Below are 22,946 nucleotides of genomic sequence, written 5' to 3' on the forward strand. Positions count from 1 at the left end.
CGGCGCGAACGGTCGTGTTCAACCTCGCGATGTGTACGCCCCTGGCGAAATCGGGAACTCCCGACGGTCCGCGGGCGTCACCGCAGGGTGGCCGACGGCGCTGGTCAGCAGGGGCATACCCGCTCCGCGCCTGCCGACCCGCGGCGATCGCGCACCGGCATGTCGCCGTAACGGATCCGCGGGTCGGCACGGGCGTGTTGCGGGAACCACGAGGCCGCCGTGGCCCGGCCACCCGGGGTCGAGCCTGGTCCTCGACCTAGACCTCGACCAGGCTCTTCTTGCGGCTGACCAGCACCTCGTCGATGAGGCCGTACTCGACCGCCTGCTCGGCGCTGAGGTACTTGTCCCGCTCGATGTCGCGGGCCACCTCCTCCAGCGGCCGACCGGTGTTCTCGGAAATCATCTGCTCGAGCATGCCGCGCATGCGCAGGATCTCGTTGGCCTGGATCTCGATGTCGCTGGCCTGTCCGTACCCGCCCTCGGTGTAGGGCTGGTGGATGACGATCCGGCTGTGCGGGAGCGCGGACCGCTTGCCGGGGGCGCCGGCGGCCAGCAGCACCGCCGCCGCGGACGCGGCCTGCCCGAGGCAGACCGTGTGCACGTCGGGTGTGATGTAGCGCATGGTGTCGTAGATCGCGGTCAGCGCCGTGATGGAGCCGCCGGGACTGTTGATGTAGATCTGCACCTCGCGCTCGGGGTCCATCGACTCGAGGCACAGCAGCTGGGCCATCACCGCGTTGGCGATGTCGTCGCTGATCGGCGTGCCGAGGAAGATGATGCGGTCCTCGAACAGCTTCGCGTAGGGGTCGATCTGGCGGTAGCCGTAGGGAGTGCGCTCCTCCCAGCGCGGGATGAAGTAGTCCGCGCGCGGCAGCCGCTCGGCCGGAGTGGCGAGCCCGGGGGCCGTCAGGCCCGGCGTGGGGAGGGGCGGTGGGATCGTGGGCATGTGCTTCTTCCTCCAGGTAGCTGCCGGGTCAGGAAACGGGTCCGACGGAGGTGACCTCGCCGGCGTACTTCACCACGTGGTCGATGAAGCCGTACTCACGGGCCTGCTCCGCGGTGAACCACCGGTCGCGGTCGGCGTCCTGCTCGATCTGCTCGACCGACTGACCGGTGTGCAGCGCGGTGAGCTCCTGCAGCTGCTTCTTCAGGTGCAGGCTCTGCTGAGCCTGGATCTTGATGTCGGACGCCGTTCCGCCGAGACCACCGGACAGCTGGTGCATCATGATGCGCGAGTGCGGCAGCGCGTAGCGCTTGCCCTTGGTGCCGGCGGCGAGCAGGAACTGCCCCATGGACGCGGCGAGGCCCATCGCGACGGTCGCCACGTCGTTGGAGATGAACTGCATCGTGTCGTAGATCGCCAGACCGGAGTCGACCGAGCCGCCCGGGCTGTTGATGTACAGCCAGATGTCCTTGTTCGGGTCCTCGGCGTTGAGCACGAGCATCTGCGCGCAGATCGCGTTGGCGTTCTGGTCACGGACCTCGGAACCGAGGAAGATGATCCGTTCCTTGAGTAGCCGCTGGTAGATGTGGTCATCGAGGCCGCCCTGGCCGTTCGGGCCCTGCGCCTCCTGCGCGTATTCGTTCACGTCCTCGCCTACGTCCTCGTGACTCGTGGTGGGTGGCGTACGGGACCTGATCGATCCGTACGCCTTGGAACCTGCCACCGACCCTAGCCAACGCCTCCCCTGTTACCCCGAGGCAGCCGCCGGTGTTCGCTCACGGCGCAGAGGTGGCGGACGAGGGAATACCCCGGTCACGACCCAAACCGCAAACACCTCTTTGCAAAATTCTCTTTGCGGTCTACCGTGTCCGTCATGTCCGAACCTCCCGACTCCTCACCGATCCCGGAGTCCCGGTCGACGCCTCCGCCGGGACCCGGCGACGAAGCCGCGGCCGGCCACCGAGCCGCCTCGATTCCCGACTTCGACCCCGAGCACGACCTCGCCCTGGACGCCAAGTCCCTGCGCGGCCTGGCACACCCCGTCCGGGTACAGATGCTCGGGCTGCTCCGAACCGAGGGGCCGGCCACCGCGACCCGCCTCGCGGCCCGGTTGGGCCTGAACTCCGGGGCGACGAGCTACCACCTGCGCCAGCTCGCAGCCCACGGCTTCGTCGTCGAGGCCACCGACCTCGGCACCGGCCGGGACCGCTGGTGGCGGGCGGCCCACCGGTCCACGTGGTACGACATGCACGCCGCTGCCGCCGACGCGGAGGCCGGCGATGCGTACCTGCGAAGCGTCGCCCGGATCTACGCCGACACCCTGCTGCGCGCCGTGGACGAGCGGGCGACGCTTCCGCCGGAATGGCAGGACGTCAGCACCATGAGCGACTTCGTGCTGCAGCTCACCCCGGCTGAGGCCGACCAGCTGAGCAACCAGATCCTCGAGGTGCTGCGTCCCTACCGCCGGGCCGACCCGGAGGCGCCCGCACCAGAGGGCACCGCGCCCACGACGTTCCAGTTCGGCCTCTTCCCGCTTCCCGGTGCGCTCGGCGGCACCGACCCCGCCTCGGGCTCCGACGCGGCATCGACCCCGGCCTCCGGCGAGGACTCCGAGGGGGACGCATGAGCACCGAAGCCGTGGCCCGGCCACGCTCCCGGCGCGGGCTCGTGGGGCTGCTCACCGCGCAGGCGATCTCGCTCACCGGTACCCGGATCTCAGCCATCGCCCTGCCGTGGTTCGTGCTGGTCACGACCGGGAGCGCCACCAAGACCGGCATGGTGGCGTTCTGCGAGCTGGCTCCGTACGTCGTCGTCAAGGCGCTGACCGGCCCCCTCGTCGACCGGCTCGGGCCGCGCCCCATCAACGTCGGCGGTGACCTCGTCGCCGCCGTGCTCGTGGGGACCATCCCGCTGCTGCACACTCTCGGCCTGCTGCACTTCGGCCTCCTGCTGGCGCTGGTCGCTCTGCTGGGCGCGATGCGCGGTCCGGCCGACTCGGCCAAGGAGGTGCTGATCCCCGACGTCGTGGCCGACGCCCAGGTGCCCACCGAACGCGCCACCGGCCTCGCCGGGACGGTCGAGCGGCTCGCCTCCACCATCGGGCCCGCGGTCGCCGGGGCGGTCGTCGGCCTGCTCGGGCCGCTGAGCGCCCTGGCACTCGACTCGGCGTCGTTCGTGCTGTCCGCCGTGATCATCGCCACGACCGCACCACGGCGGCACCACACCGAGGAGGGGTACGAGGAGCGGGCGGCCGGCGGGTACCTCCACCAGCTGCGCGAAGGGTTCGACTTCCTGCGCCGCGAGCGCCTGCTCCGGTCGATCATCGGCATGGTGGCGGTGACCAACCTGCTGGACGCGGCGATGTTCGCGGTCCTGCTGCCGGTGTGGGCGCGCGACTCCGGCCGCGGCCCGGCCGCGATCGGTCTGATCGCCGCGGTGATGAGCGCGTTCGCGGTGGGCGGCAGCCTGCTGGCCGCGACCTTCGCGCACCGGCTTCCCCGGCGTACGACGTACCTGCTGGGCTACTTCATCGCCGGCGCCCCGAGGTTCGTCGCGCTGGCTCTGGGCGCCCCGGTGTGGCTGGTGCTCGGGGTGCACGCGGTGGCAGGGTTCGGATCGGGGTTCATCAACCCGATCATCAGCGCGGTGGTGCTCGAACGCATCCCCCGCCGGCTGCTCGGCCGGGTCAACGCGCTCGGGGACGCGCTGGTGTGGGCAGGCATACCGTTCGGCGGACTGCTCGGCGGTGCGCTGGTCGGGCTGGTCGGGCTGTCACCGGTGATGTTGGTGTTCGGCGGGATCTACTTCCTCACCACGACGCTGCCGGGGCTCCAGTCGGAGTGGCACGAGATGGACCGGCGCCGGGCGGGCGTGGGCCGCGGCGGGGACGCCGACCGGGCCGCGACCGCCGTGGGCGTGGACCCCGCCGTGGGGGTCGGTCCGGAGTCCGAGCGGGTCACCTGACCGGTCGGGGCCGGGTCCGTACGACGGCGTACGGACCCGGCCCAGGGACCGTCCTGGAAAAGACTGTCGCCCCGGGCGCCGGCGTATCGGCCGGCGTCCGGGGCGACAGTGACGTACTCGGGAAGCTCAGGACTCGGACTTCTCGCCCTCGCCCTGCTCGCCCTGCTCTGTCTCGGCCGCCTCGGTGGACTCCTCGGCCGGAGCGGACTCCGTGCCCTCGGCCTCCTCGGACCCCTCCGGGGCGTACGTGCCGTCCGCCTGGAGGCGGCTGAGCTCGACCCGGTTGCCGGACGCGTCGGTCACGACGGCCTGCTCGACCAGGAAGCCGAGGGCCTTACCGCGGCGCACCTCGCGCACCAGCGTGGGGACGTAGTTGTTCTGGACGACCTGCTGGATGTACTCGTCCGGGCTCACGCCGGCCTGCTGCGCCCGCTGGAGCAGCGCCTGGGTGAGCTCGGGCTCGCTGACGTTGAGCTCCTCGGTGTCGGCCACCTTGTCGAGGACGAACTGCGTCATCAGTGCCTCGCGGGAACGCCGGTCGAGGTCGGCGACGAACTCCTCCTCGGTCTGGCCCTCGCTCTGGAGGTACTGAGCCTCGGTCGCGCCCATGTGCTGCAGCTGGTGACCGATCGCCTCCCGCCGCGCCTGGATCTCGTCGGTGACCGCGCCCTCGGGGACGGGTACGTCGACCTGGTCGAGAAGCTTCTCCAGCACGTTGTCGCGGGCCTCCTGGGCCTGCTGCAGCCGCTTCTGCCGGACCAGCCGCTCGCGCACGTCGGCGCGCAGCTCGTCCAGGGTGTCGAACTCGCTGGCCATCTGGGCGAACTCGTCGTCCAGCTCGGGCAGCTCCTGGACCTTCACGCTGTCGACCACCACGGTCACGTCGACGTCCTGGCCGGCGTACTCACCGGAGGCGAGCTGGCTGACGAACGTCTCGGACTCACCGGCCGACTTGCCGCGTACGGCGTCGTCGAGGCCCTCCAGCATCGAGCCGCTGCCGATCTTGTAGCTGAGCCCGGTCGCCTGGGCGTCCTCGATCGGCTGGCCGTCCTTGCTGGCGGCGAGGTCGATGGTGAGGAAGTCGCCGTCCTCGGCGGCCCGCTCGACGGTGCTCAGGGACCCGAACCGCTCCCGGAGGGAGGTCAGCTGCTGCTCGACCTCCTCGTCGGTCACCTCGGCGCCGGCGACGCCGACCTCGATGCCCTTGTACTCGGGCAGGGTCACGTCGGGCCGTACGTCGACCTCCGCGGTGAAGGTCAGGTCGGCGCCGTCGGCGAAGTTGGTGACGTCGACCTCGGGCTGGCCGAGCGGCTCGACGTCGTTCTCCTGCAGGGCGCTCACGTACAGCTGCGGGAGGGCCTCGTTGACGGCCTGCTCGAGCACGAACTCCCTGCCGACCCGCTGGTCGATGATCTGGGGAGGGATCCTGCCCTTGCGGAAGCCGGGGATCGTCACCTGCTTCGCGATCTCGCGGTAGGCGGTGTCGAGGCTTGTCCTGAGCTCCTCGAAGGGCACCTCGACGGTCAGCCGAACCCGGGTGGGGCTCAAGGTCTCGACGGCGCTCTTCACGATCGTGAATCTCCTCCGGATGCGGCGTGGATCGCCCGAATGCGCCGGACGGCGCTCGCAGGCTCGGGACCTCGGGACGGCCGATGGCGGACGTACCCGACGCGCGTGGCAGTGTACGCCAACGGCCGGCGTGCCCGGCCGCCGCGGGTGAGCGCGACGGGGGCACGCCGTACGTCGTACGTCGGGGAGGGGGGATTTGAACCCCCGGCCTTCGGCACCCAAAGCCGACGCGCTGCCAAGCTGCGCCACTCCCCGCCGACACGTACCGGGACCGGGCTCGCCCCGGACGCGCGACAGCGCAGCCGGGCCGGCTCGGACGGAACGTGAGACATCTTCCACCCACCCCGAGCGCACCGGAGTGGACTGGCACTACGCTTACTTCGCGGTGCCGCCCGGAGTTTAGTCCACGGACCACAACGGGTGAGTCACCGAGCCGGTCTGTGCGGGGTCGTGGGAACATGGGCCGGCACACGCGGGTGTAGCTCAATGGCAGAGCCCCAGCCTTCCAAGCTGGTCATGCGGGTTCGATTCCCGTCACCCGCTCCACCGCCCCTCAGGTCAGAGGGGGGCTGCTCGGCAGCCCGAGCTCACGGCGATACCAGGTGCCCGGCCTGCCGCCGACGTCAGCTGGATCGGCCGGGCCGTCCGGGACGAAGCCGGCCTTGCTCAGCACCTTCTGGGACGCGATGTTGTGAAGAGACGTGGCTGCCCTGAGTGTGCGCAGTCCGTGCTGCGCCGCGGCCTGCGTGCACAGCTCCCGGACGGTCGAGGTCGCAACGCCGCGGCCGGCGACATGCTGCGCGACGCGGTAGCCGAGTTCGGCGGTGCCGTCCTTGATGTCGTACAGGTTGAACCTGCCAAGCACCGCGCCGTCCTCGGCGACAAGAACGTGGAAGGCACAGCTGCCGTCCTCCTGCTCGGCGAGCAGAGCGGTGTACCTGTCGGCGAACTGTTCGTAGTAGTCGTCGCCGCGGTCGGAGATGAAGTCGGCGAAGTAGGCGCGGTTCTCCAACTCGAAGGCCAGGACCGCAGGGGCATGGAGCGCGCTCAGAGGCATCAGCTCGGGCATCGGCCGACTTTACCCAGACGAGGTAGTCCGCCGGGACGGGAGCCGCGCTCCGGGATCTCCGTGGGCAGGCTCACGGCCTTGCCCGGTCGGCCCTCGTCGCTCGGTCATCGGCGCTCTGGACGCAGATCCACCTCGAACGTCGGGTAGTGCGGCTGCGGGCACGCGAGCCCGGTGTATCCGAGCTTGGTGTAGAAGGGCGCCGCCCGGGTTTCGTGGGCCTGCCATTCGAGATAGCGGGCGCGGCCTCTGGCCCACCCGATCGCCGCGTTCAGCAGTTGCGTACCCGCACCGTTGCCGCGCTCGGACTCGGTCACGATCAGGTCGTGCATGCGAACGGTCCGGTGGAAGTCACCGTGCCTGAGATGTGGTCCGTAGTCCTGCGCTGCGACGTACCCGATGGCGACGTCCTCGCGGTACGCGCCGATGATCGCCCACCTGTCGTCTCCGAGGAGCCGGGCGAACACCTGCCGTGCCCTCGGCTCGGGATCATGCGGGTCGATCAGCGGCCGCAGGTCGTCGTAGTCACTCAGCCGGACAGGCCTGATCGCGAAGATCATCGGCCCACCCTGGCTCGTTCGACGGGTACCGGCAACAGAATTCGCTTGCCCCCCTTCAACCTTCGGCACGGGCCGTCGGCACGGCCGTCGTACGACAGCAGCGGTTCGCGTCGGACTGCAGGGGTCAGGCGGGTTCGAGTTGCCCGGCTTCTCGCTCGACCTCGCTGCGGGCGGGTGTCGCCAGGCGCACGATGCCGTACAGGCCCAGCAGACCGACTCCGAGGGCGAGCGAGGCGAGTACGTCGGTGGGCCAGTGCACGCCGAGGTAGACCCTGCTGGCGGACACCAGCAGCACCACCGTCGCGGCGACGGCGGCCAGGTATGTGCGGGCGCGCCCCGAGGTCTGACCCATGGCCAGGATGGCGACGATGCCCCACGCCACGGTCGCCTGGATGGTGTGGCCGGAGGGATAGGACCAGCCGCCGGCGCCGGACAGCCAGTCCGCGGCCGGTGGGCGGGCACGGTGCACCCAGTCCCGTACGACGGCATGGACCAGCAGAGCAGATCCGTACATCACGGCGATGGTGACGGCCGGTCGCCACGAGCGCCGGGCGCGAACGAGCACGATCGCCGCGACGAGCAGTCCGGGCAGCAGCACCGTGTTCGAGCCCAGCCACGTGAGGACCCGCATGACGTCGTTCAGCCATGCCTCGCGGTGGTGGAGAACCCAGGTGTGGACGGTGGGGTCGATGGTGGCGAGTTCCTCGTGGGCGAGGACGTCCTGGCTCACGCCGAGGAACACCCAGGTCGATCCGACGGCCACCGCCACGGCGACGGTCATCGTCAGGCCGGTCGGCGAACTCGGAGCGAACCGGCCGCCGATCCAACTCATCTGCCTCGGGTAGCGGTTCGTCAACCGGGTCGCGATCGGGCTCTCTCGTACGCGCTCGACCTGCCGCAGCCACCAGTCACCACGCGTCCGGCGGAGCAGGTAGCCGCCCACCGCCAGCAGCACGACGACGGCCAGGACGCCCAGCCCGATACGGGAGGCGAGGTGTTCCACGTGCCGCCAGCTGCTGCCTCCGAGGTAGCCGAGCAGCACACACATGCCGCCCCAGGCGAGGCCGCCGGCGATGTTGAAGGCGGCGAACTTCGGGTAGTGCATCCGCGACATTCCCGACAGCCCGGGGATCATCACGCGCAACGCGGCGGTGAAGCGTCCCAGGAAGACCGCCTTGCCACCGCGCTCGGCGAGATAGTGCTCCGCGTGGTCGAAGTGCTTGTGGTTGATCAGCCTGCCCAGAGTTCCCTCGAGCAGCCGCCGACCGTACCTGCGTCCGACCAGGTAGCCGACGGAGTCACCGATCACCGCACCACCGATCCCGGCGACCAGGACGGCGACCAGGCTGACCCGGCCCTCGTACGCCAGAACCCCGCCCAGGATCAGCGCGATCTCGCCGGGAAAGACGAACCCCACGAACGCCGACGACTCCAGCGCGGGAAGCGCGAACACCACCACCAGCGCCACCCATGCCGGCAGCGCCAGGATGTGAGAGGCGACCGTGTTGATCACGAGGCGACCGGGGCCCTCGGGGCTTCGACCGGCCTCGGCGCGGCGGTCAGCAGCGGGCGCAGCGGCGTACGAGCCAGCATTTCGACCAGCCACAGCAGTGCCCGCCGGAGCACCACGAAGCCCACGAGCACCACGGCCGCTCCGAACGCCAGCCCCGCGAGGACGTCTCCGGGATAGTGGGCGCCCACATAGACCCGGGCGAATGCCATCACCAACGCCGCGACCAGGCCGACCAGGCCAAGCCGGTAGCTCACCAGGAACAGGCCGGCCGTCACCGCCCCCGCCATCGTCGCGTGGTCACTGGGAAACGAGGCGTCGGTGCTGCGGGACACCAGAACCAGCACGTGCGGCAACGCGGCGTACGGACGCGCTTCGTCTACGCCGTGCACGATCGGCTGGTTCAGCCCCACGGCGACCAGCATTCCCACCGGCGCCCACAGCGCTGCCGCCATCCTGCTCAGGTCGCCGGTCCCGCGGGCCGTCCACCACCCCCACAGCAGCAGGAGCGCGAAGAGGACCACGCCGTACTTCGCGTACGCGCTGACCGGTGCGTGCAGCCATCCGGTCGCCCGGGAGAAGTGGTTGACGGCCCGGAACCACGCCGGGTCGTCCGGCAGTTGCCCGGCGGCAGAGGCAAGCATCACTGTGCCCATATGACGGCGTTCTCCTACCGGTAGTGCGGCCGCAGCCTCGGAATCACCTGGCGTCACCTACAGTCGTTGTAGGTGGAGAGTACTACTACAAACTTTGTAGGTACGGAGGGATACGTGAGTTTGCCTCGGCGCGGGCACGGCGATCTTGAACAGGAGATCCTCGCCGCCCTCGACCCGTCCGACGGTCCGACGACCCCGGGCCAGGTCCGCGAGCGGCTGGGCAACGCGCTGGCGTACAACACGATCACGACCGTGCTCAGCCGGCTCCACCGCAAGGGGCGGGTCACCCGCACCCCCGTCGGACGGGGGTACGGCTATCAGCTGGTGCGCGACCCCTCCCAGGTGACGGCGTTCCAGATGAGGCAACTCCTGGACGGCGACACCGACCGCGGCGCGGTCCTCACCCGGTTCGTCGGCAGCCTCTCTCAGGAGGACGAGGAACTGCTGACCCAACTGCTCCGCTCGACCGACCCGGACGATCAGGGGTAGGCCGGTGATCGCTTCGGTACTCGTGGTGCTGGCCTGCGCCGGCGCGTACGGATGGTCCGCGCCGGCGCTTGCTCGGAGCCTCCCGCCGGCCATGGCGACCAGGCTGCTCGTCCCCGCCGGTATGGCGGTCAGCGCGGCGGTGTGGTTCGTTCTGGCCGTCATGGCGTTCACCTGGATCGGGCAGTACGCGGAGATCGCCGAGCTCGGACCCTGGTCGCCACAACGGCTACGGGCACTGGCACCGATCGCGCCCACGGTCGCCGAGGTCGCCCTCGGCGTACTCGCGGTGGTGTGCGTCCGGACGATCCTGCGGGTGGTCGCACGGAGCCGGGCCATGCTGCGGATCCACCGCCTCTGCGGACGGCTCGGCGGACCCGGCGCGGTGGTGGTGGTCGACAGCGAGGTCCCCGACGCGTTCACCACACCGGAGGCCGCCGGCCGGATCATCGTCACCCGCGGCATGCTGGCGACCCTGACCGGCGACGAACGAGCGGCGCTCCTCGCGCACGAGCGGTCCCACGTCCGGCATCGGCACAGCTGGTGGATCCTCGTCGCGGACATCGCGGCTGCGGCGAGTCCCTTCCTCCCGCGTACGTCCCAGGCCGTACGCCATGCGGTGGAGCGCTGGGCCGACGAGGACGCGGCCGCGGACATGGCCGACCGCCGTCTGGTGGCCCGCGCCCTGGCACGCGCCGCCCTCACCCGCCAGGCACACAGCCGCAAGGCGCAAAGCCCGGCTCTCTTCGCACGGTCCGACAGCAGCGCGACCGCCGCGGTCGGAGGTGACGTACCCACCAGGGTTCAAGCCCTCATCGACCCGCCCGCTCGGCACGTCCGCGCCGGGATCGCCGCTCTCGTCGCGTTGCTGGTCGTGCTGACCGCGGGAGGAGCGGCCGTCGAACGCCAGGGCGAGCGTCTGTTCGAACAGGCCACCACCACGTCTGCACCGCACCGCTGACGTACACCGGATCGAACTCCCCTCATCAGGGCTTTCCCGGATCGCACCTGGGTCGGCGTTGTGGTGGGCTTCGGACATGAACCTGCTGATGCGCATCGTGGATCCCGCCTTCGGACATCCACGGGGGATCCTCGGCCGGCTCGGTGGCCGCCTCATGGTCCGCGGCAACGCCGAACAGGAGCGGTGGGCGGTTGGTTCCGCTGAGCTGAAACCGGGCGAACGGGTCCTGGTGGTCGGCCACGGCCCGGGCGTGGGGCTGGCGCTCGCGGCGGACGCGGTGGGGCCCACCGGACACGTGCTCGGCGTCGATCCTTCCGACACGATGCGCCGCATGGCAGCAGAACGCTGCGCCCGCGAGATCCGGAACGGGGTCGTCGAGCTTCGCAGCGGGACCGCCGAGGTCACCGGCGCCGCAGCGGAAAGTCTCGATGTCGCGATCTCCGTCAACAACGTCATGCTCTGGAGACTGGACGCCGGTTTCGCCGAGATCGCGCGGGTGCTGCGCCCCGAGGGGCGACTCGTGCTCACGGTCCATCGCCACGTCCTCGGCCGGGAGCCGGAGGAGTTACGGCAGGCCGCGCAGGCGGCGGGCTTCGACCGCGTGGCACTCGGGCTGCGCCCACGCCGCAGGAACAGCCGGGCCGTCGAGCTGACCGCACGAAAGGCCGCTGTCGAGCCCGGAAGTGTCGGGTCTCCGCCGCCTGGGTAACGGGCCGGCATGGCCCCACCGAGCGGAGTTTGACCTCCGCACCGGGCACTGATCCTTGTCGCAACCGCCATGGCGATCGGTGCGGTCCTGACAGGGTGCGGGCCGGGCGACCCGGCCACCAAGCAGGAGTTCGGCGCCGCGTCCCCCACTGCGACCGCGCCGGCCGGAAAGCACAACGCGCAGGACGTTGCGTTCGCTCAGGGAATGATCCCTCACCACGAGCAGGCAGTCGTGATGAGCGAGCTGGCCGCGGCTCGTGCTTCCAGTCCGCAGGTGAAGGCGCTGGCCGGGCGGATCGAGAAGGCCCAGGAGCCCGAGATCGCGGAGATGACCGCCTGGTTGAAGGCCTGGGGCGAACCCGTACCCAGCCTGGAGCGCGACATGGCACCCCACATGGAGGAGCCCGGCGAGCACTCCCCGCACCACGGCATGACACCGGGCCCCCACATGACGAGCCCTGACATGACTCCTGGCCCACACATGCCGGGGATGATGGACCAGCACGACATGGACAGGATGCGGCGCGCGTCCGGGGCCGGGTTCGACCGGATGTTCCTGCAGATGATGATCCGCCATCACGCCGGCGCGATCGAGATGGCGGAAGTCGAACTGCACAAGGGTCTCTACCCGCCCGCGAGGGCGATGGCCGCGCACATCGCCACCAGCCAGGCCGCCGAGATCAAGCAGATGCGGGTGATGTTGAAGAACCTCTGACGGCCACAGCGCTCCAGCCCTTCAGTACGGCAGCATGTCGCCGGTGACGGACATTCGGTGTGGTGGCGCGAACCCGCAGTTGGCTGCCGTCCTCGCGGACCGGATCAACAGCTTCAACGTCGCGGAAACCGGGATCGGCTGGTTGCTCCAGGCCATCACCGAGGAGGCCCGAACGCGCTCCTGCACCCAGATCGTTCTGCACACGCACACGTTCCAGGCACCGGACTTCTACCTGCGCCACGGCTTCGAGGAAGCCGGGCGGGCCGACGGATATCCGGCCGGGCACGCGTTCCTCCTCATGCGTAAGGACATCGCGCGCTGAAGCGGCGCCCGAGAGGGTGGTCGGGCGGACAACCGGGCTGCCGGTCGGTGGAGTTACCCTGAGCGCGAAAGCCCAAAGGGAGCAGGGAGAACGCGATGGCCGGCAGGCGGGGATCGGCCGCGGTGCGGTTGCTCCTCCTCGGCCTGCTCACGCTCGGCGTCGTGGGGATGCACACGCTCGGGCACCCCTCCTCCCACCACCCGCCGGAGATGGGTACGCAGGCCGTACCTGCTCATTCCAGCCATGGATCGGAGCACGCCGATCCCGCGACAGCCGGCTCAGCCCAGGTCAACGCCACGGGCAACGACGCTCGCTCGATCGCTCCGGGAAGGCACCACACAGTGACCTCCCACAAATCGGGCGACCGGGGCATGGGTCTGGACCCGCTGTCGGTCTGCCTGGGTGTTCTGACGGTGCTCGGTCTGATCATCGCCCTACGCCTGGCGCGGCTTCGCCGGGACGAAGGCATCGTGCCGCGGCGCCGCGTCGGCGTGGGGATCGGCGGATCCGGGACTCGTGGACCACCCGGCCGCCCCGCTGTCGGTCTTCACCTCGCCGATCTGTCGGTGCAGCGGATCTAGGAGCGCCTCCCCGGTCGCGATCTCGTCGTGACCGGACTTCGGCGTACTCCCGGACCGCTTTACTTCGACGATCGTGAGGTAACACCACCATGCGTCCAGTCGATCGACGCACCCTTCTCCGCGCCGCGCTGGCCACCGCCGGCGCCGGCCTGCTCGCCTCCTGCGGCGAGGACAACACCCCTGCCGGGTCCATGGACCACCAGTCGATGGGGCACGGCTCCATGGGCCACGACTCCATGGGCCACGACACTGCCGCGACCCCTACCCCCCACCCCACCGGACGCCTGCCGAAAGGATTCGTCGGCCCGGACGGACCGCAGGTCCGGGCAGCGGAGGCCGCCCGCAAGCCAGGCAGGATTCGCGACTTCCGGTTGACCGCCACCACCGGACAGATCGACCTCGGCGGGAAGACGGTCAGCACCTGGACCTACGGCGGCCGGCTTCCGGGCAAGCCGATCCGGGTCACCGCGGGTGAGGTGGTCCGCGCCCGGCTGAGCAACCAGCTCCCTGCGGACACCACAGTGCACTGGCACGGGCTCTCCCTGCGCAACGACGCCGACGGCGTACCCGGCGTCACCCAGAAGAACGTCCCCACAGGGAAGGAGTTCACCTACGAGTTCACCGCGGCGAACCCGGGCACGTACTGGTTCCATCCGCACACCGGCCCACAACTGGACCGCGGCCTGTACGCGCCCCTGATCGTCGACGACCCGAACGAGCCGCTCGACTACGACGACGAGTGGATCGTCGTCCTCGACGACTGGCTGGACGGCGTCACCGGAACCCCCGAACGGGTTCTTGCCGAACTCCGCCGCGGCATGGGTGGTGGCATGAGCGGCGACAGCGGCTACATGATGATGGGTGCCACCAGCCCTGTGCTCGGCGGCGACGCCGGCGACGTGCGCTACCCGCACTTCCTTGTCAACGGCAGGTTGCCCAGCGCGCCGGCGTCCTACCGCGGCAAGCCGGGAGTTCGGCTGCGCATCCGGTTCGTCAACGCCTCCGGGGACACCGCGTTCCGGGTCGCCCTCGGTGGCCACCGCATGACGGTCACCCATACCGACGGGTACGCCGTGAACCCGGTGCAGACCGACGCTCTCCTGCTGGGCATGGGCGAACGCTACGACGTACTCGTCACCCTCGGCTCCGGCGTCTTCCCGCTGGCCGGCGTGGCCGAGGGCAAGAAGGCTTCCGCGCTCGCGGTCGTACGAACCGGCGCCGGGTCCGCGCCGACGACGCGCACCCGTCCCCGCGAACTCGACGGCCACCTGGTTTCCTACCGCGAACTCAAGCCCGCCGATGACGTCCGGCTCGCCAACCGCGCCCCGGACCGTACGGAGACGCTGAAGCTGACCGGCTCGATGATGAAGTACGACTGGGCCTTCGACGGAAAGCCCTACGACCTGTCACACGTCACGCCGGTACGGGCCGGTGAACGCGTACGGCTCAACTTCGTCAACACCACCACCATGTGGCACCCGATCCACCTGCACGGCCACACCTTCGCCCTGGGCAACGGCCTGCGCAAGGACACCGCGATCGTCCTGCCCCGCAAGACGCTCACGGTCGACTTCGACGCCGACAACCCAGGAATCTGGATGGTGCACTGCCACAACGTCTACCACGCCGAAGCGGGCATGATGACCCTCCTCGGATACCGGACGTAGGGGGACTCCGGCTGTTCTCGGTCGGCCAGGGCCGCGACGGATGGCGCCGAACCGTCGCGGCCCAGCGTGCCCGAGAACGCCACCCCTGCGCCGCTGCGCCGCCTCGCGACGGCAGGCGTCCTGCACATGATTCGCGGTTGCGCAGGCGTGGTTGTTCGGGGGGTGCTGCAATCGGGTTCTGGTGTGATCCTTGGTGGGTGACCTCAGCTCCCACCAACAGCCACGGCCACAGCCACGACGGCCACGGGCATGGGCATGGCAGCCATGGGCACCGGTCTGGATCGTGGCTCGCCAAGCTCCGGCACGTCGTCACCCCGCACAGTCACGACACGGCTGATGTGGTCGACGGGGCGCTGGAGGCCAGTAGGCGAGGCATGCGTGCCTTGTGGATCTCCTTCGCCGCCCTGATGGTCACCGCGGCCGCCCAGGCCGTCCTGGTCAGCGTGACCAGTTCGGTGGCTCTGCTGGGCGACACCCTGCACAACTTCGCGGACGCGCTGACCGCGGTGCCCCTCGCGATCGCATTTCTCCTGGGTCGCCGGGCCGCCACCAGACGGTTCACCTACGGACTCGGCCGCACCGAAGACCTCGCCGGGCTCGTCGTGGTCCTCGTCATCGCCGGCTCCGCCGGGCTCGCCGCCTGGGAGGCCGTCGACCGCCTGACCCATCCGCGACAGGTCACGAATCTGGGCTGGCTCGTTCTCGCCGGTCTTGTGGGCTTCGCCGGCAACGAACTCGTCGCCCGCTACCGCATCAAGGTAGGCAAGCAGATCGGGTCGGCCGCCCTGGTCGCCGACGGGCTGCACGCCCGCACCGACGGGTTCACCAGCTTTGCCGTCCTGCTGTCCGCCGGAGGGATCGCGGCCGGATGGTCGTGGGCGGACCCGGTGGTCGGCCTGCTGATCACCCTCGCCATCGTGAGCGTGCTGTGGGGTGCGGCGCGCGAGGTCTTCGGCCGGCTCCTGGATGGGGTCGACCCTCACCTGGTGCACCTCACCGAACAGGTGGCCGCCGAGACTCCGGGCGTCGCGGCGGTGCAGACCGTACGCCTGCGCTGGGTCGGACATGCCCTCCACGCGGAGATCGACATCGCCGTCGATTCACGGTTGAGCATCGTCGACGCCCACAACATCGCCCACGACGCCGAACACCGCCTGCTGCACGCGGTGCCGCGCCTTGTGCGCTCCAACATCCACACCAACCCCCTCGGCCCGCAAGGTCAGCTCGCGCACAGCCGCACCGCGCACCACAACCACGAATGACCTGCCCCCGCGTGGACGCCTAGCAGGTCGCACCACCTTGCGGACAGACGCAGGGCCGGCGACCGTGAGTCGGTCACCGGCCCTCGGCTGCTGTGCGGCGATGGTCAGGCGGCGACCTTCTCCGCCTGGTCTGGGTCCGTCGCAGCCGCAGCTCGCCTGCCCCGGATGGTGACGACAGCGAGTACGGCCCCGAGGAGGGCGACGACGGCCGCACTCACGAAGGCGGCGGAGAATCCGCCGGCGAGGGCGGTGGGGTCACCGATCCGGCCGGCGCCGTTGGCCGTGGCGATCGCGGTGACGACGGCAAGACCGAGCGCGGAGCCGACCTGGTAGCTGACGTTGACGATGCCGGACGCCAGGCCGCCGTCCTCCGGCGGCGCGGCCGAGATCGCGGTCCCCAGCGACGGGATGAACGCCAGGCTCATACCGAGCGCGGCGAGCAGGCCGGCGGGAAGGACGTCCACCCAGAAACTTCCGTCGGGACGGACGAACGACAACCAGCCCATGGCGACGGCCAGCAGCACAAGGCCGGACACGACCATCGTCCGTACGTCGAAGCGGGCCATCGCCTTGGGCGCCAGGACGATCATCCCGAGCATGATCAGTCCGGTCATCGGCAGCAGCGCCGCGCCGGCGGGGAACTCGCTGTAGCCGAGCACCTGCTGCAGGTAGAGGTTGAGGAAGAACCACATCGGAATCCACGCAGCACCCAGCAACAGCTGTGCCAGGTTCGCCCCGGCCAGGTCGGGCCGCCGGAAGATGGACAGCCGCATGAGCGGCTCGCGCCGGTTGGCCTGGACCACGACGAACGTCACCAGCAGCAGGAGTGCCAGCGTCAGCACGCCAAGGGTCGAGCCGGAGAACCAGCCCACCTCCGGCGCGCGCACGATGCCGTAGACCGCGAGTGCCAGGCCGGCCGTGACCGTGGCCGCACCAACCACGTCGACGGATCCGCCGCGGCCTCCCCCGGCCGGCATCAGCGCCCGGCTGCCGAGGAGCGCCAGAAGCGCCACCGGCACGTTCACGAAGAAGACCCACGGCCACGAGGCGTACTGCGTGAGTACGCCCCCGAGGAACACACCTGCCGTTCCACCGGCCGGTGCCGCGGCGCCGTACAGCGCGAGCGCCTTGGTGAGCTCCTTCGGATCGGATCCGAACAGCATGAACAACAGCGTGAGCGCAGACGGCGCGATCAGCGCGGAACCGGCGCCCTGGACCGCTCGTGCGGCGAGCTCGACTCCGGGACTGGTGGCCAGGCCGGCGGCCAGCGATCCGACCAGCAGAGTCGCCCAGCCGGCACCGAAGATCCGGCGAGCGCCGAACAGGTCCGACAACCTGCCGCCCAGCAGCAAGAGTCCGCCGAACGCCACCACGTAGGCGTTGAAGACCCAGGACAGGTTCTCCTGGCTGAAGCCCAGATCGGCCTGCATCCTCGGCAGTGCGACGCCGATGATCGACGTGTCCATGATCACCATGAATTGCGCCAGGGCGATCAACCCCAACGCCGGCCCGCGCCGCCGCGCGGGTCTGTGGACGGCACCCATCTCTACTCCTCGACTCGAAGTTCGGGGTAAGGATCTATACCCTAGGGGGGTACCCTATCCAATCCTGTCAAGCGCGATCCATCGGCCAGGAAAACTGTCCAAGGACGACTGAACGCACAGTGAGGCAGGGCATTGACCTGTCCCCATGCGGCCGGGCAGCCTGGCGACCCTGACACCCAGCTACCCATAGGGGGTATGCCTGCCCGACGCGTACACCGGTCGTCGCCGCGGGTCCAGTCGTCGGTAGCATCGGCGCGTGGACGCCGACCAGGTGCGTGAACTCGCACTGAGTTGTCCCGGCGCCGTGGAGTACGACCACGGTGGCCGGCCGTCGTTTCGTGTCCAGGGGCGACCGCGCTTCGCCAGTGGACTGGACCAGAACGGCATCAGCCTGATGCCCGGGGAGGTCGCGATCCGGGAGGCCGTCGCCGAATGGCCGGAGATCTGCACCGAGGACTGGCACGGCAGGCGACTGGTCTCCGTACGGGTCGCATATCCCCGGCTGCCGGACGCGGTGGTCGTGGAACTGGTGACGGAGGCCTGGGCCTACCGAGCACCCGCGCGCCTCGTCCGGGCCTACCGGGCCGGCCGCTGACGGGATGCGCCGCGACTCACCCCCGCGGGTCCGCGCCGCGGAGCTCGGCGAGGAGGGCAGCCCAGGCGTCCCGCTCCCGCTCGGGTGACGCGAGGTCGGCCAGCCGCCCGCAGTGCCGTACGAGGTCGTCGTACAGGCCTGCACGGTTGCCTTCGACGCGGTACAGCAGCTCGGCAAGGGCTTCCGCGTCGCCGACCGGGAAGTAGCCGGGGTAGTCCGCGCCGAGGATCCCTTCCGTACCAGGGATTCTCGAGGCCACGACCGGGACGCCGGCCGCCAGTGCCTCCGAGATCACGTTCGCCCCGCCCTCGTGCCGGGAGGGACAGACCAGCAGGCGGCTGCGGGCGAGCAACCGCTGGGCATCCGGCGGCGGGAGTTCACCCAGCCAGGTGTAGCGCGGATTCGTCCGCGACTCCTGCTGGGCCCGGGCACCGAGTTCGGGCTCGATGACCGCACCGGCGTGCTGAACCTGGATCCGTGAGTCGACGGGGAGCAGGCGTACGGCCGCTGCAACCACGAACGGATCCTTCACCTGCCGTACGTGCGCGAGAACGGCGACGGCGAAGTGGCCCTCCCCCGGGCGGGAAGGCGCGGACGTAGCGTTGCAGGGCGGGGGTTCGGCAGACTGCTCGATGACCCGGGCACGTCCACGCAGGTGCTCGGGGATCTGCTCGACACCGAGCGGTTGGAGGACCACCAGCCGGTCCGCCGCCTCCAGGACTCCCGGATCGACGCCGGTGCTCTCAAGGCCGGGGTAGAGGTCGGTGCCGGTGAGGGCGAGCACGATCGGTGTGGCCGGTCGTTGCGCCCGGACCTGTCGTACGGCATCGGCACTCCTGCGTGCGTGCAGCGCGACCAGCAGGTCGATCGGGCCGCCGTCGTAGGTCTGGGTGACCTCGACGGAGTGGCCGAGCACGCGCAGGATGGCCGTCCAGCGCAGCGCTGTGACGCGGTTGCCGTGGTAGCTGTGCGGCGGAGCCGGGGTGACCAGGCAGATCCGCATCAGGCCCTCCAGTCCACTCAGGCGATCAGTCCACGCAGGCGATCAGCCCACTCCGCCCGCTCAGTCCTCGGCGGCGGTCCGGAACCCGGCGAGTACGTCGCGCCGGTCGGGCGTGAAGTAGTTCCGCAGCGTCCCCCGGATGAACCGCGACCGGGTGGCCCACGCCCCGCCGCGCAGCACCTTCCGGCTGCCGAACCACGGCCAGGAGTTGTCGCGGTAGGGATCCTGCTCGAAGTTCGGGTACGGCTCGAACGTGCTGGCTGTCCACTCCCACACGTTGCCGACCATCTGCCGGCAGCCGAACGCGCTGTCGCCCGCGGGGTAGGTGCCGACGTCGGTGGTGCCGAGGTGGCGCCAGTCCAGGTTGGCGTGCTCGGCCTCCGGCGCGCCGTCTCCCCACGGAAGCCGCCGCTTGCGCGGGGACAGTCCGCCCGACCCGTCCGGTTGACCGATCGCGGCAGCCTCCCACTCCGCCTCGGTGGGCAGTCGCCGGCCGGCCCACCGGCAGTACGCCTGCGCCTCGTGCCAGCTGACGTGGCTCACCGGTCGGTGCGGCTCCAGAGGGACCCAGCGGTCGAAGTCGCGGCGTTCCCACCCGTTCGCACCGCGCCGCCAGTAGACAGGGGCTTGCGCGTCGACGCCGCGACGCCACGTCCAGCCCTCGTCGCCCCACACCTCGCGCCGCCGGTAACCGCCGTCGTCGACGAAGGCGGCGTACTCGGCCTGGGTCACCGCTGCCCTGGCCAGCGCGAACGGCGCCAGGTCGACAGGGTGGACCCACTTCTCGTTGTCGTGGACGAACGCCTCGTCCCGGTCGGCGCCGAGAAGAAACCGGCCACCGGGGATCTGCGCGTCCCCGGCCAGTGGGCCGCCCTCACCCGGCGGGTCGGGCACCTCGCCCGGCACCGCCGCGCCGGGCAGCGTGGGGGCGGGATAGCCGAGCGTCTGCCGCGTGTACGTCAGCGCCTCGGTGTGCATGTCGTGGTGGTGTACGGCGTACCGGGTGATGTAGCGCAGCTGCGCGGTCGCATCCGTACGCCCGAGCCGCTCCGCCACCCGCTCGGCGACCTCGTCGACGTAGGCAAGCGTTTCCTTCCGCGACGGAAGCACCAGCGACCAGCGGGTGTCGTGCGGAATGGCGCCGGAATCCCAGACCGCGTCGCCCTGCTCGAAGATCGGCGGCTCCGCCAGCGCACGCCGCAGCACGAAAGTCTCCATGAACCACGTGATGTGCCCGATCTCCCAGATCAGCGGATTGATCGTCGGGATCTTCGGCCCGATCATCTGCTCGTCGGACAGGTCGGCGACCAGCTCGGCCAGCCGGCTGCTCGCGTCCCTGACCCAGCCGGCCAACTCGTCCGCCGTCAGCGACCGCACATCCGTCGTACTGCCCACGAGGTGCTCCTCCGGTCTCTCCGCTCGACAACTCCGTCCGAACAACTCCGTCCGAACAACTCCGGCGGACACCTTCGTTCGGCAAACTCCGTTCGGCAACTCCGGCCGAGGAGGGACACGAGGTCTCGGCCGAACGGGTCCGTCGTGGTTAGGCTGCGGGAGCGAACCTACCGAAGGGGAGGGCGATGAACCAGCAGCCGAGGCGGCTCACCAGCTACAGTCACCGTGCTGGTTGAGCCGGCAAACTCGCTCCTGGCGAGCTGGCGCAGGTCCTGCGCCACCTACACGCCGGTCACCCCGACCTGATCGTGGGGACCGAGACAGGCGACGACGCCGCGGTGTGGCGACTCGACGACAGCCGCGCCCTCGTGTCGACCGCCGACTTCATCACGCCGATCGTCGACGACGCCCGGGTCTGGGGCCGGGTCGCCGCGGTCAACTCGGTGTCCGACGTGTACGCCATGGGCGGCCGCCCGCTTTTCGCGCTCAACCTGGTCTGCTGGAACTCGGCCGAGCTCTCCTCCGAGCTCCTCGACGAGGTGCTCGCCGGAGCGGCCGAGGTCGCCGACGAGTGCGGCTTCGTGATCGCCGGCGGTCACACGGTCGACGACCCCCAGCCGAAGTTCGGGCTGAGCGTGGTCGGTGAGGTGCATCCGGACCGCGTGCTGCGTAACTCCGGATTGCGCGCGAACGACGTACTCGTGCTCACCAAACCCATCGGCACCGGGGTCATCTCAACGGCGGCAAAGGCCGGCCGGGCATCTGAGGACGCGGTGGCCGCGATGGTCGCGTCGATGACCCGTACGAACTTCGACGCCTCGGCCGCGGCGCTCGATGCGGAAGCCGACGGTTGCACGGACGTGACCGGTTTCGGCCTGCTCGGCCACCTCGGTCAGATGGCGCGGGCGTCCGAGGTCGACGTCGACCTCGACGTCGCCGCCGTTCCGGTGCTTCCCGGCGCACGCGACCTGGCGGCGGACGGATACCTGCCGGGAGGTTCGGAGCGGAACCTGGAGTGGGTACGCGACCGGCTGGATCCAGGAAGCACCGACGAGCTGACCGTGAACCTGCTCGCCGACGCGCAGACCTCCGGCGGGCTGCTCTTCGGCGTGGCCCCCGAGGCCGTACGGGAGGTGCTCGACCGGCTCGAATCCACCGGCCACACCTGCGCCGCCGTGGGCCGCGCCACACCTGGAACGGGGCGGTTGCACCTACGGCAGTGAGATTCGGGAGCACCAACGGAGGGGACGCATGAGCGAACACACCAGCGCCGCAGGAAGAGACGCTCGCCCCGCTACGACCTCATCGTCGGTGCCGCCATCCGAGACCGGGCGATCCGAGGCGTCCGCACCGCCGGGCCCCTCGGCGAAGGGGATGCTGGTCGGGCTGGCCGTCTTCGTGGTCGTCCTGGTGATCGCACTGACCTGGGCCAAGTGGTTGCCGTACGTCCACAAGACGGCCGGGGTGCTCCACACCGGCAAACTGGACGCCACCTCCTCCGTCACCGACGGCTCCGCCGCGCCACCGGCACCGTCGTGGCACGCGGCGTGGTCGTTCGGGCTGGCGTACTTCAAGTCGGTGTGGATGGCGCTGCTCGCCGCGCTCGTCATCGCCTCGGCGGTGGAGGCGTTTCTGCCGCGCCAGTGGCTGGTCCGGGTGCTCACCAGCGGGCCGCGACGCCTCGGCGGGTCGCTGGCCGGCGGACTGCTCTCGATGCCTTCGATGATGTGCACCTGCTGCACCGCTCCGGTCACCGCGTCGCTGCGCCGGCGTGGTGTGCCGACCAGTTCGGCGCTGGCGTACTGGATCGGCAACCCCACGCTCAACCCGGCGGTGCTCGTCTTCATGGCGGTCGTACTGCCCCTGCAGTGGGTGGGCGTACGGATCGTGGCAGGCGTTCTCCTCGTCTTCGTCGTCCCGCCGCTGGTGGCCCGGCTGAGCCCGCAGCCGTCCGCCGAATCGACCTGGACGGCGGACGAGGAGGCCGACACCAGCGTGGCCCCACGCGAGGCGCTGGGGCGGTTCGCCCGGACGTTCGGCAGGCTGTCGCTCACGCTCGTGCCGGAGTACCTCGTCATCGTTCTGGGACTCGGCGCCGTCCGCGCATGGATGTTCCCGATCAGCGGGCACCTGGCCGAATGGGGCGTCCTCGCGCTGGTCGTACTCGCTGTCGCCGGCGCGCTGTTCGTCATTCCCACCGCCGGTGAGATCCCGATCATCCAGGGACTTCTCCACGCCGGCATGGGCGCCGGTCCGGTGGGGGCGTTGCTCGTCACGCTTCCGGCGCTCAGTCTGCCGTCGCTCATCATGCTGCGGCGGTCGTTCCCGGCACGCGTCCTGCTCGCCTTGCTCGGCGCCGTCGTGGTCGTCGGCATCGGGACCGGTCTGGCCCTCTGGACCCTGTAGCGCAGAGACGTCAAGGCCGGGTTGTCAGGGACC

23 protein-coding genes and 2 tRNA genes are annotated in these 22,946 nt (G+C 70.3%); 14 read left to right on the plus strand and 11 right to left on the minus strand.

Annotated elements, in window-relative coordinates; all coding sequences use genetic code 11:
* Nucleotides 1-256 precede the first annotated feature (256 nt).
* Nucleotides 257-946, minus strand: coding sequence for an ATP-dependent Clp protease proteolytic subunit (locus BLU27_RS26445; protein ID WP_241827656.1), 690 nt, complete (start codon nt 944-946; stop codon nt 257-259).
* 28 nt (nt 947-974) lie between these two features.
* The gene (locus tag BLU27_RS26450) at nt 975-1,589 is read right to left on the minus strand and encodes an ATP-dependent Clp protease proteolytic subunit (RefSeq protein WP_092656289.1); all 615 of its coding nucleotides are present in this window, start codon (nt 1,587-1,589) and stop codon (nt 975-977) included.
* Nucleotides 1,590-1,817: 228 nt separating this feature from the next.
* Between BLU27_RS26450 and BLU27_RS26455 the strand changes: the two genes are divergently transcribed.
* Both BLU27_RS26455 and BLU27_RS26460 read left to right on the plus strand, forming a co-directional pair.
* Nucleotides 1,818-2,570 (plus strand): ArsR/SmtB family transcription factor, encoded by a 753-nt coding sequence (locus BLU27_RS26455; RefSeq protein ID WP_092656290.1) that lies wholly within the window; start codon nt 1,818-1,820, stop codon nt 2,568-2,570.
* Nucleotides 2,567-3,907, plus strand: coding sequence for an MFS transporter (locus BLU27_RS26460; protein ID WP_092656291.1), 1,341 nt, complete (start codon nt 2,567-2,569; stop codon nt 3,905-3,907). The genes BLU27_RS26455 and BLU27_RS26460 overlap by 4 nt, the downstream gene beginning before the upstream one ends.
* 126 nt (nt 3,908-4,033) lie before the next feature.
* Here BLU27_RS26460 and tig read toward each other — a convergent pair whose 3' ends face one another.
* Together tig and BLU27_RS26470 are read right to left on the minus strand one after the other, a co-directional pair.
* The gene (gene tig / locus BLU27_RS26465; RefSeq protein WP_157728816.1) at nt 4,034-5,476 is read right to left on the minus strand and encodes a trigger factor; all 1,443 of its coding nucleotides are present in this window, start codon (nt 5,474-5,476) and stop codon (nt 4,034-4,036) included.
* Between the two features lie 181 nt (nt 5,477-5,657).
* Nucleotides 5,658-5,731, minus strand: a tRNA-Pro gene (locus BLU27_RS26470).
* Nucleotides 5,732-5,948: 217 nt separating this feature from the next.
* Between BLU27_RS26470 and BLU27_RS26475 the strand changes: the two genes are divergently transcribed.
* A tRNA-Gly gene (locus tag BLU27_RS26475) sits at nt 5,949-6,022 on the plus strand.
* Between the two features lie 7 nt (nt 6,023-6,029).
* Here the strand turns inward: BLU27_RS26475 and BLU27_RS26480 are convergent.
* The 4 genes from BLU27_RS26480 to BLU27_RS26495 all read right to left on the minus strand — a co-directional run bounded on the left by BLU27_RS26480 (nt 6,030) and on the right by BLU27_RS26495 (nt 9,268).
* A complete protein-coding gene (locus BLU27_RS26480) occupies nt 6,030-6,545 on the minus strand; it encodes a GNAT family N-acetyltransferase (RefSeq protein WP_092656293.1) in 516 nt (171 codons plus the stop codon).
* 104 nt (nt 6,546-6,649) lie between these two features.
* Nucleotides 6,650-7,102, minus strand: coding sequence for a GNAT family N-acetyltransferase (locus tag BLU27_RS26485; protein WP_092656294.1), 453 nt, complete (start codon nt 7,100-7,102; stop codon nt 6,650-6,652).
* Between the two features lie 124 nt (nt 7,103-7,226).
* A complete protein-coding gene (locus BLU27_RS26490; RefSeq protein ID WP_092656295.1) occupies nt 7,227-8,615 on the minus strand; it encodes a bifunctional DedA family/phosphatase PAP2 family protein in 1,389 nt (462 codons plus the stop codon).
* Nucleotides 8,612-9,268: a phosphatase PAP2 family protein gene (locus tag BLU27_RS26495; RefSeq protein WP_092656296.1), complete on the minus strand. Its 657-nt coding sequence runs from the start codon at nt 9,266-9,268 to the stop codon at nt 8,612-8,614. The genes BLU27_RS26490 and BLU27_RS26495 overlap by 4 nt, the downstream gene beginning before the upstream one ends.
* Nucleotides 9,269-9,382: 114 nt before the next feature.
* Here BLU27_RS26495 and BLU27_RS26500 point away from each other — a divergent pair, with 114 nt between their 5' ends.
* The 8 genes from BLU27_RS26500 (at nt 9,383) to BLU27_RS26535 (ending at nt 15,970) form a co-directional block, all read left to right on the plus strand.
* Nucleotides 9,383-9,757: a BlaI/MecI/CopY family transcriptional regulator gene (locus BLU27_RS26500; protein ID WP_092656297.1), complete on the plus strand. Its 375-nt coding sequence runs from the start codon at nt 9,383-9,385 to the stop codon at nt 9,755-9,757.
* 4 nt (nt 9,758-9,761) lie between these two features.
* Nucleotides 9,762-10,715, plus strand: coding sequence for a M56 family metallopeptidase (locus BLU27_RS26505; protein WP_092656298.1), 954 nt, complete (start codon nt 9,762-9,764; stop codon nt 10,713-10,715).
* Between the two features lie 76 nt (nt 10,716-10,791).
* Entirely contained in the window at nt 10,792-11,424 is a 633-nt protein-coding gene (locus tag BLU27_RS26510) for a class I SAM-dependent methyltransferase (protein WP_092656299.1), read from the plus strand.
* 69 nt (nt 11,425-11,493) lie between these two features.
* Nucleotides 11,494-12,138 (plus strand): DUF305 domain-containing protein, encoded by a 645-nt coding sequence (locus BLU27_RS26515; RefSeq protein WP_092656300.1) that lies wholly within the window; start codon nt 11,494-11,496, stop codon nt 12,136-12,138.
* Nucleotides 12,139-12,181: 43 nt separating this feature from the next.
* Nucleotides 12,182-12,460, plus strand: a complete 279-nt coding sequence (locus BLU27_RS26520; protein WP_157728817.1) for a GNAT family N-acetyltransferase — start codon at nt 12,182-12,184, stop codon at nt 12,458-12,460.
* A gap of 95 nt (nt 12,461-12,555) precedes the next feature.
* Nucleotides 12,556-13,041 carry a hypothetical protein gene (locus BLU27_RS26525; protein WP_092656302.1) on the plus strand — a complete coding sequence of 162 codons (486 nt, stop codon included), beginning with the start codon at nt 12,556-12,558 and terminating at the stop codon, nt 13,039-13,041.
* 89 nt (nt 13,042-13,130) lie between these two features.
* A complete protein-coding gene (locus BLU27_RS26530; protein WP_092656303.1) occupies nt 13,131-14,708 on the plus strand; it encodes a multicopper oxidase family protein in 1,578 nt (525 codons plus the stop codon).
* 374 nt (nt 14,709-15,082) lie between these two features.
* On the plus strand, nt 15,083-15,970 hold the full coding sequence (locus BLU27_RS26535; RefSeq protein ID WP_241827657.1) for a cation diffusion facilitator family transporter: 888 nt from the start codon (nt 15,083-15,085) through the stop codon (nt 15,968-15,970).
* A 104-nt stretch (nt 15,971-16,074) separates the two neighbouring features.
* Here BLU27_RS26535 and BLU27_RS26540 read toward each other — a convergent pair whose 3' ends face one another.
* Entirely contained in the window at nt 16,075-17,514 is a 1,440-nt protein-coding gene (locus BLU27_RS26540; protein ID WP_092656305.1) for an MFS transporter, read from the minus strand.
* Between the two features lie 256 nt (nt 17,515-17,770).
* Between BLU27_RS26540 and BLU27_RS26545 the strand changes: the two genes are divergently transcribed.
* On the plus strand, nt 17,771-18,109 hold the full coding sequence (locus BLU27_RS26545) for an MmcQ/YjbR family DNA-binding protein (protein WP_092656306.1): 339 nt from the start codon (nt 17,771-17,773) through the stop codon (nt 18,107-18,109).
* Between the two features lie 16 nt (nt 18,110-18,125).
* Here BLU27_RS26545 and senB read toward each other — a convergent pair whose 3' ends face one another.
* Together senB and senA are read right to left on the minus strand one after the other, a co-directional pair.
* The gene (senB, locus tag BLU27_RS26550; RefSeq protein WP_092656307.1) at nt 18,126-19,112 is read right to left on the minus strand and encodes a selenoneine biosynthesis selenosugar synthase SenB; all 987 of its coding nucleotides are present in this window, start codon (nt 19,110-19,112) and stop codon (nt 18,126-18,128) included.
* Nucleotides 19,113-19,172: 60 nt separating this feature from the next.
* A complete protein-coding gene (gene senA / locus BLU27_RS26555) occupies nt 19,173-20,507 on the minus strand; it encodes a selenoneine synthase SenA (RefSeq protein ID WP_197681584.1) in 1,335 nt (444 codons plus the stop codon).
* A gap of 185 nt (nt 20,508-20,692) precedes the next feature.
* Between senA and selD the strand changes: the two genes are divergently transcribed.
* Together selD and BLU27_RS26565 are read left to right on the plus strand one after the other, a co-directional pair.
* The gene (gene selD / locus BLU27_RS26560; protein WP_092656308.1) at nt 20,693-21,730 is read left to right on the plus strand and encodes a selenide, water dikinase SelD; all 1,038 of its coding nucleotides are present in this window, start codon (nt 20,693-20,695) and stop codon (nt 21,728-21,730) included.
* Nucleotides 21,731-21,818: 88 nt separating this feature from the next.
* On the plus strand, nt 21,819-22,913 hold the full coding sequence (locus tag BLU27_RS26565) for a permease (protein ID WP_206744629.1): 1,095 nt from the start codon (nt 21,819-21,821) through the stop codon (nt 22,911-22,913).
* Nucleotides 22,914-22,946 lie beyond the last annotated feature (33 nt).

It is taken from the genome of Actinopolymorpha singaporensis (genome assembly GCF_900104745.1).
GTDB classification, from domain to species: Bacteria; Actinomycetota; Actinomycetes; order Propionibacteriales; family Actinopolymorphaceae; genus Actinopolymorpha; species Actinopolymorpha singaporensis.